At 74.1% G+C, this 6,722-nt stretch carries 6 protein-coding genes; 4 read left to right on the top strand and 2 right to left on the bottom strand.

All coding sequences use genetic code 11. The features are described 5' to 3' along the window. Positions 1 to 35 precede the first annotated feature (35 nt). Both mshB and AE652_RS32165 read right to left on the bottom strand, forming a co-directional pair. Positions 36 to 944 carry an N-acetyl-1-D-myo-inositol-2-amino-2-deoxy-alpha-D-glucopyranoside deacetylase gene (gene mshB, locus AE652_RS32170; RefSeq protein WP_049658011.1) on the bottom strand — a complete coding sequence of 303 codons (909 nt, stop codon included), beginning with the start codon at positions 942 to 944 and terminating at the stop codon, positions 36 to 38. Between the two features lie 31 nt (positions 945 to 975). Next, positions 976 to 1,170, bottom strand: a complete 195-nt coding sequence (locus AE652_RS32165; RefSeq protein ID WP_049658010.1) for a DUF2304 family protein — start codon at positions 1,168 to 1,170, stop codon at positions 976 to 978. Positions 1,171 to 1,483: 313 nt separating this feature from the next. Between AE652_RS32165 and AE652_RS32160 the strand changes: the two genes are divergently transcribed. The 4 genes from AE652_RS32160 to AE652_RS32145 all read left to right on the top strand — a co-directional run. Then, positions 1,484 to 3,637: a prolyl oligopeptidase family serine peptidase gene (locus AE652_RS32160; RefSeq protein ID WP_049658007.1), complete on the top strand. Its 2,154-nt coding sequence runs from the start codon at positions 1,484 to 1,486 to the stop codon at positions 3,635 to 3,637. Between the two features lie 195 nt (positions 3,638 to 3,832). Beyond that, the gene (locus tag AE652_RS32155; RefSeq protein WP_049658005.1) at positions 3,833 to 4,822 is read left to right on the top strand and encodes an ABC transporter ATP-binding protein; all 990 of its coding nucleotides are present in this window, start codon (positions 3,833 to 3,835) and stop codon (positions 4,820 to 4,822) included. Further along, positions 4,819 to 5,541 carry an ABC transporter permease gene (locus tag AE652_RS32150; protein WP_049658004.1) on the top strand — a complete coding sequence of 241 codons (723 nt, stop codon included), beginning with the start codon at positions 4,819 to 4,821 and terminating at the stop codon, positions 5,539 to 5,541. The genes AE652_RS32155 and AE652_RS32150 overlap by 4 nt, the downstream gene beginning before the upstream one ends. An 8-nt stretch (positions 5,542 to 5,549) precedes the next feature. Beyond that, positions 5,550 to 6,722: sensor histidine kinase (locus tag AE652_RS32145; RefSeq protein ID WP_159028610.1), on the top strand; the 1,173-nt coding region annotated here is incomplete at its 3' end.

Genomic DNA, 6,722 nt, shown 5'->3' with positions numbered 1-6,722 from the left:
GAGCGGGCGGCGGGTCGGCCGGGCGGCGGGCTTGCTCATCGGGTGCCCTCCTCGGCGGGCGCGGCGTCGGGCGCGAGGCCGGCGAACAGGTCGTCCTCCGGCTCGCCCGGCCCGGCCTGGCCGCGCACCAACTGGTAGTACTCGGTGGTGAACAGCGGCTGGGCCAGGTCGTTGGAGAGCGCGAAGAAGGCGCCGTCCACGGTGATCTGGGTGGCGTGGGCGGTCATCGCGGCGGTCTTGCGCCCCGCCTGCGCGGCGCCGTCCAGCACGGTGGTGACCACCTCGTCGTCGACCACGCCGGGGACGTCGGCGGGCTGCGCGACACCCGGGAAGGACGCCTTGGCGGCGGCCTCGGCGAGCCCGGCCTCGATCACCGAGCAGGGCATCCGGTTCCAGTACACCTTGGCGATCCGCCAGGCCGGGCCCAGCTCCGGCCGGTGCGCCGGGTCGGCGGCCAGCTCGTACGCGCGCATCGCGACCCGGTGTGCCTGGATGTGGTCCGGGTGCCCGTAGCCGCCGTCCGGGTCGTACGTGACCAGCACCTGCGGGCGCACCTCGCGGACCACCGCGACCAGGTGGCCGGCCGCCTCGTCGACGTCCGCCTGCCAGAAGCAGCCGGGCACGTCGTTCTCGGGCACGCCCATCATCCCGGAGTCGCGGTAGCGCCCCGGGCCGCCGAGGAAGCGGAAGTCGGACACGCCGAGGGCGCTCATCGCCTCGGTCAGCTCGCCGATCCGGTACGCGCCGAGGGTGTCGTCCCGATCGGCCGTCAGGTGGGCCAGCTCCGGGGGGATCACCTCGCCGCCCTCGCCGAGGGTGCAGGTCACCAGCGTGACCCGGGCGCCCTCGGCGGCGTACCGGGCCATGGTGGCGCCGTTGCCGATCGACTCGTCGTCGGGGTGCGCGTGGACCAGGAGGAGGCGGCGGCCGGTAGTCGCGGTCATGGGAGGAAGCCTAACCACCGGCCGGTGGGGGTCAGAGCCTCAGGCCGTTGATCATTCCGGCGAGGTTGCTGGTGACCTGGCTGATCGACGGGGCGATCGAGCTGGAGGCCAGGTAGAAGCCGAGCAGCGCGCAGACGATCGCGTGCGCCAGCTTCAGGCCGGACCGGCGGATCAGGATCACCACGATGACCAGCATCAGCACGGCGGCGGAGATGTTCATGGCCATGTCGGCTCACACCCCTTCTCGGGCACGCCGCCTCCGGGGAGGCGGCGAGGGACGGTGCGGGACTGGGGGCTGCGGGCGACCGCGGTCCGGGACGGGGCCGGACGGCCGCTCGCGCGACAAGTCATACCCGATGGGTAAGGGTGGCATTACCCTCGGTGAGGCCACGCGCGCCGGGGCATCGTGGCATCCGAGGGGCGCATGGGCCGGTCGGAGGCGGTTTGGACCCCTTTGGGGCGTACTTGCCGACGATGCTCCGAACGAGTGATCAGTGCACGCCCGGGGGTGGTGGTCCGGCGTCATAAGGTCTGGTGCCATGACCTCCCACACCCCTGCCGACACCTTCCCACGGCAGTACGCGCGGACCCTGCGCTACACCGTCGGCGCGCCCCGCTCCTTCTCCGTCGCGCCCGACGGCTCGCGGGTCGTCTTCCTCCGCTCCGGCTCGGGCCGCGACCGGGCCAACCTGCTCTGGACCCTCGACACCGCCACCGGCGAGGAGCGGGTCGCCGCCGACCCGGCCGCGCTGCTCGGCGGCGGCGGGGAGGACCTGTCGCCGGCCGAGAAGGCCCGCCGCGAGCGCAGCCGCGAGGGCTCGGCCGGCATCGTCGGCTACGCCCTGGACGCGTCCGGCGCGCTGGCCGCCTTCGCCCTCTCCGGCCGGCTGTTCACCGCCGACCTCGGCACCGGCGCCACCGCCGAACTGCCCGCCGAGGGGCCGCTGTTGGACCCACGCCCGGCCCCGGACGGCGCCCACGTCGCGTACGCCAACGCCGCCGGCGAGCTGCGGCTGACCCGCACCGACGGCGGCGGCGACCGGGTGCTGGCCGAGCCGGACGGCCCGAACGTCACCTGGGGCCAGGCCGAGTTCATCGCCCAGGAGGAGATGGACCGCGACCGCGGCTTCTGGTGGTCCCCGGACAGCGACCGGCTGCTGGTCGAGCGCGCCGACGACAGCCCGGTGCGCCGCTGGTGGATCGCCGACCCGGCGAACCCGGACCGCGAGCCCGCCGAGGTCGCCTACCCGGCGGCCGGTGGCGCCAACGCGGAGGTCGGGCTCTGGCTGCTCGACCTGTACGGCGGGCGCACCGAGGTGGTCTGGGACCGCGAGGCCTACCCGTACCTGGGCCGGGTGCACTGGTCGAAGGGCGGCGTGCCGCTGCTCCTGGTCCAGACCCGCGACCAGCGCGGCCAGCGGATCCTCGGCCTGGACACGGCCACCGGCGCCACCGAGGTGCTGCACGAGGAGAAGGACGGCGCCTGGCTGGAGCTGTTCCAGGGCACACCGGCCTGGACCCCGGACGGCAAGCTGGTCCGGATCTCCGACGAGGGGGGAGTGCGGGCGCTGGTGATCGGCGACCGTGCCGTGACCGGGGCCGACCTGCACGTCCGCTCGGTCGTCGCGGTCACCGAGCGGGAGGTGTTCTTCAGCGCCGCCGGCGGCGCCGAGGAGACCGACCCCGAGCCGGGCTGGATCGGCGTCGGCCGGATCAGCCACGACGGCACGCGGCTGGGCTGGGAGTCCGCCAACGGCCGGCCGTTCACCTCCGTCACCAGCGCGGTGCACGGCGGCGGGATCACCGTCCGGGCCACCGCCGAGCCCGACCTGCCCGGCACCCTGGTCACCGTCGCCCGGGACCTGCCCGAGGGCCTGGCGGTCGACGACGTCGCCACCATCGCCTCGTACGCCGAGACCCCGGCCATCACCGCCCGCCCGGTCTTCCGCTTCGCCGGCGAGCGCCGCATCCCGTCCGCCGTCTTCCTGCCCACCGGCTACGACCGCGAGCGGGACGGCCTGCTGCCCGTCCTGATGGACCCGTACGGCGGCCCGCACGGCCAGCGCGTCCTCCAGGCGCACAACCCGCACCTCAACTCGCAGTGGTTCGCCGACCAGGGCTTCGCGGTGGTGGTCGCCGACGGGCGCGGCACCCCCGGGCGCGGGCCGGCCTGGGAGAAGTCGATCGCCTTCGACTTCGCCGGGGCCACCCTGGACGACCAGGTGGAGGCGCTGCGGGCGCTCGCCGAGGAGTTCCCGCTGGACCTCGACCGGGTCGCCGTCCGCGGCTGGTCGTACGGCGGCTACCTCTCGGCGCTCGCCGTGCTGCGCCGCCCGGACGTCTTCCACGCGGCGGTGGCCGGGGCGCCGGTGACCGATTGGGAGCTGTACGACACCCACTACACCGAGCGCTACCTGGGCGACCCGGCCGAGCGGCCCGAGGTGTACGCCGCCAACTCGCTGAGCGGGTACGCGGCCGGGCTGGAGCGCCCGCTGATGATCATCCACGGGCTGGCGGACGACAACGTGGTGGCCGCGCACACCCTGCGGCTGTCCTCGGCGCTGCTCGCCGCCGGGCGTCCGCACACCGTGCTGCCGCTGTCCGGCGTCACCCACATGACCCCGCAGGAGGAGGTCGCGGAGAACCTGCTGCTGCTCCAGGTCGACTTCGTGAAGCGCTCGCTGGGCGTGTGACACCCGTCTGACCAGCGCTTTCGGCGGCCGGTGCCCCTGACGGGGGTACCGGCCGCCGGCATGACATCCGTCATGCCGAAGGCACGACGGCGGACACTGCCGCCGCCACCCGCCCGCGCGGGACTCTGAGGTGGTGCGAACAGCACCGGTCGTGACACCACGAGCGTGACACCCTCAGGGAAGAGGAGCCGGGCAATGGTTACCGAGGTGGCCGCCTTCCGCGGCGTGGGCAAGAGCTACGGGCGGGTGCGCGCCGTGGACGGACTGGACCTCGTGCTCCGACCGGGCGAGACCGTCGCCCTGCTCGGGCCGAACGGCGCCGGGAAGTCCACCAGCCTGGACCTGCTGCTCGGCCTGCGCGAGCCCGACCGGGGCAGCGTGACCCTGTTCGGCGGCGCCCCGCGGGCCGCGATCGAGGACGGCCGGGTCGGCGCGATGCTGCAGAGCGGCGGGCTGATGTCCGACGTCAAGGTGCGCGAGCTGGTGCAGCTCGCCTGCGACGTGCACCCGCGCGGCCGGTCGGTCACGGAGGTGCTGGCCGACGCCGGGATCACCGAGTTCGCGGAGCGCCGGGTCGACAAGCTGTCCGGCGGCCAGGAGCAGCGGGTCCGCTTCGCCCTGGCCATCGCGGGCGACAACGACCTGATCGTGCTGGACGAGCCCACCACCGGCATGGACGTCAGCGTGCGGCAGTCGTTCTGGGCGAGCATGCGCGCCCAGGCCGACGCCGGGCGCACGGTGCTGTTCGCCACCCACTACCTGGAGGAGGCCGACTCGATCGCCGACCGCGTCCTGGTGCTGCACCGCGGCCGGCTGATCGCCGACGGCAGCTCGGCGGAGATCAAGGCCAGGGCCGGCGCCCGCCGGATCGCCTTCGAACTCCACGACGCGGACGGCGGGTTCGAGGAGTCCGTGCTGCGCACCCTGCCCGGTGTGCAGTCGCTGGACGTCACCGCGCGGGTCCCGGGGGTGCGGACGGTGCGGATCCGGACCGCGGACGCCGACGCCACCGCGGCCGGGATCTACCGGGCGGGGCTGTACCCGCGCGGGCTGGAGGTGGCCGGCGTGGGCCTGGAGCAGGCCTTCCTGACCATCACCGGCGAACTGGACCGCCAGGACGGCGCCCGGCGCGCCGACGAGCAGAGCGCCGACGAGCGGAGCGCCGACAAGGAGAGCGTGCGATGACCACCCTGATCAAGCTGGAGATCCTGCGGACCCTGCGCAACCGGCGCTACCTGCTCTTCACCATCGCCTACCCGGCGCTGATGTACTTCTTCTTCATCAACGCCTACGGCTCCACTCAGCTGGCCGGCGGCCTGCCGGTGAAGACCTACTTCATGGTCTCGATGGCCACCTTCGGCGCCGTCGGCGCGGTGCTGACCGGCAGCGCGCAGCGGATCTCGCTGGAGCGCAAGAGCGGCTGGGTGCGCCAGCTGCGGCTGACCGCGCTGCCCGGCCGGGCGTACACCGTCGGCAAGATCGCGGCGACCGCGGTCACCACGCTGCCGGCGATCCTGGTGGTCTTCGCGGTCGGCGCGAGCCAGGGGGTCTCGCTGACCGTGCCGCAGTGGGCCGGACTGACGGCCGCGCTCTGGCTGGGCAGCTTCGTCTTCGCCGCGCTCGGGGTGGCGCTCGGGTACGCGGCCGCGCCGGACGCGGTGCAGCCGATCGTGATGATCACCTACATGGCGATGGCCCTGCTCGGCGGCACCTGGTTCCCGGTGAGCGGCTCGCTGGAGAAGTTCGCCCGGTTCAACCCGGTGTACCTGTACAACCAACTGGCCGGCTTCACCCGGCCCGGGCACTCCCTGGACACCGTCGCGGTCGCCGGGCTGGCCGGCTTCCTCGTGGTGTTCGCCGCCGCCGCGGCGGCGCTGTACCGCCGCGACACCCGCCAGGCATGATGACCGGCATGAGTGACGCGCGCCGGACCCACCGCACCGACGAACCGCCGGAGGCGGGAGCGGCGCGCGCCTCCTTCATGAACGTGCCCGGCTCCCCGGTGGAGACCAGGCGGCAGCTGCTGGTCAAGGTCGCCTGGATGCTGCTGTGGATGCTCTACCTGGCCTACCCGGCCGGCGACCTGCTGAGCGGCGCCCACAACACGGCCGGGACGGTGCTCGGCTGGTGCTGCCTGGCCGGGTTCGTGGGCGCCTACGTGCTGCTGGTGATCTTCCGCTCGCAGGCCGGGATGCGGCCGCGGGCCTGCCTGGCGATCGTCACGACGATGGTCGCGCTGGCCGTCGCCACCTCGGTCGTCCTCGGCTCCGCCTTCCTGACGCTGTTCATCTACGCCTCGGTGTGCGTCGCCATCATCACGCCGGCCCGGTACGCGCTGCGGGTGCTGATCGCCATGGCCGTGCTCACCGCCGTGGTCGGGGCGGCGATCGGGGCGGGCAACGACAACATCACCACCTTCGCGCTCAGCGCCTTCCTCTCCGGCGTCGCGATGACCGGGTTGCAGCGGCTGGTCGCCACGATGAAGGAGCTGCGCGAGGCCCGGGCCGCGGTCGCGCACCTGGCCGCCTCCGAGGAGCGGCTGCGGATGGCCCGCGACCTGCACGACCTGCTCGGGCACTCGCTGTCGCTGATCACCCTGAAGAGCGAGCTGGCCGGGCGGTTCATGGACGCGGGCAAGGACGAGGCGGCGCGGGCGCAGGTCGCCGACATCGAGCAGGTCGCCCGGCAGTCGCTGATCGACGTCCGGGAGGCGGTGACCGGCTTCCGCCGGCCGACCCTGCCGGTGGAACTGGCCGCCGCCCGTACCGCGCTGGCCGCCGCGCAGGTCCGGCTGGAGGCCGCGCCGGAGCTGGTGGACGCCTGGCCGTCGCTGGCCGAGGAGGAGACGGGCGCGCTGGCCTGGGCGCTGCGCGAGGCCGTGACCAACGTCGTCCGGCACGGCGAGGGCGCCACCGTCTGCACGGTCACGGCGGACGAGAGCTGGGAGGCGAGCGGCGAGCGCTACGCCGTCCTGGAGATCGTCGACAACGGGCGCGGGCCGGGCAAGTCCCAGCCGGGCAACGGGCTGTCCGGGCTGGAGGAGCGGCTGGCGTTGGTCGGCGGGCGGCTGGAGACCGGGCCGGGG

This window comes from Kitasatospora sp. MY 5-36 (assembly GCF_001182915.1).
GTDB lineage: Bacteria > Actinomycetota > Actinomycetes > Streptomycetales > Streptomycetaceae > Kitasatospora.
Note: the sequence above shows the minus strand (reverse complement) of the source record. Positions and strands in the feature narration are given on the sequence as shown.